Consider the following 1,551-nt stretch of genomic DNA (forward strand, 5'->3'; position numbering starts at 1 on the left):
CTTTTGCCATTTGCAGCTCCCCTGCCGGCAGAGAGTACATATTGATAGTGACTGCCAGCGCGTGATCCCCCAATGCTTCGCAGGCAAGGGCGGCAAGGACGGAACTGTCCACTCCGCCTGAGAATGCCACCACCGCGCTCTTCTTTGAAGCAAGAGCTTCCGTTATCTGTTGCATTTTGTCAAGGAACATCTCTAATGTCTATCTCAGAAGATGTATATCTACACCTCGCAGACCACTAAAGATAAAATACTGCGATGCCATAATAACCATCGCGACCGGTGATAAATGATGAAACTTTTCGGAACAAATGGAGTAAGAGGCATAGCTAATGAGTATATGACACCTCAGATGGTAATGGATATTGTAAGAAGCCTTGGCACATTTATGGGTAATAAAGGCACCGTTGCCATTGGAAGAGATACCCGTATATCTGGCGAAATGCTGAAATCTGCTGCAATAGCAGGCGCTTTGTCTTCCGGGCTCACAGTTATAGATGTAGGTATTGGCCCTACCCCTTCAGTACAGTACTACGTAAGGGACCACGCCGATGCAGGAATAGTTATCACGGCGTCCCATAACCCCAGGGAATACAATGGTATTAAGTTAATAGCTGGTGACGGCACCGAGATGTCCAGGGAAGACGAAGCAAAGATCGAAAAGATATATTTCTCCAGGGAGTTCCAGCCAGCCACCTGGCAGCACACGGGAGACCTCAGGCACGACACCAACGCAAATGTCCTTTACATGAAAGGCATAATCAACGCTATAAATGCAGATGTTGTCAGAGAGAAGAAGTTCAAGGTCATAGCGGATACAGGATGTGGAGCCGGTTCCCTTACTTTGCCTTTCCTGCTGCGTCAGTTGGGTTGCGAGGTGATCGCTATCAATGCGCAGGCAGATGGTACATTCCCATCGCGCAATCCTGAGCCCACTCCGGATGTGCTTACACAGCTCTCAGAACTTGTCATCAAGGAAAAGGCACAGATGGGAGTGGCTCATGATGGTGATGCAGATCGTGCTGTGTTCTTCGATGAGAATGGAAAGTTCATCGATGAAGAGGTTTTGCTCGCAATGATGGCAAAATACGTGTTACAGCAAAAAAAAGGAACACTTGTGACCCCCGTAAGCTCTTCCCAGAGAATGCTGGATGTTGCAAAAGATGCAGGAGTGGATCTGATATGGACTGCCGTAGGTTCTATCAACGTAGCACGCAAGATGATGGAAATTGGAGCTGTGTTTGGCGGCGAAGGCAATGGGGGACTTATCTTCCCGGAACATCAGTATTGCAGGGATGGTGCTATGTCCTGCGCCAAGCTGCTGGAGATCATGGCCGGCGGAAAGAAGCTTTCTGAAATGGCAAAGAGCGTGCCTACATATTTTAACTCAAAAACAAAGGTCGAATGCCATGATCCAAAGGCGATCATGGAAAAACTTAAGGCAGAGGTAACCACCGGGCAGATGAAAGTTGATACTACGGATGGTGTGAAGACCTGGTATGAGGACGGATGGGTGCTGATCAGGCCTTCAGGCACCGATCCGATCATACGCAT

1 protein-coding gene and 1 pseudogene are annotated in these 1,551 nt (G+C 48.5%); one reads left to right on the forward strand and one right to left on the reverse strand.

Features of this window, described 5'->3' with window-relative positions; genetic code table 11:
• A pseudogene (locus AB7U21_RS07915) lies at positions 1-190 on the reverse strand (ATP-dependent sacrificial sulfur transferase LarE); the annotation flags it as partial.
• A 99-nt stretch (positions 191-289) separates the two neighbouring features.
• Between AB7U21_RS07915 and glmM the strand changes: the two are divergent.
• The coding region (gene glmM / locus AB7U21_RS07920; RefSeq protein ID WP_428388146.1) for a phosphoglucosamine mutase at positions 290-1,551 on the forward strand (1,262 nt) is incomplete at its 3' end.

Origin of the sequence: Methanomethylovorans sp. (assembly GCF_050177135.1) — an archaeon.
Taxonomy (GTDB): Archaea; Halobacteriota; Methanosarcinia; order Methanosarcinales; family Methanosarcinaceae; genus Methanomethylovorans.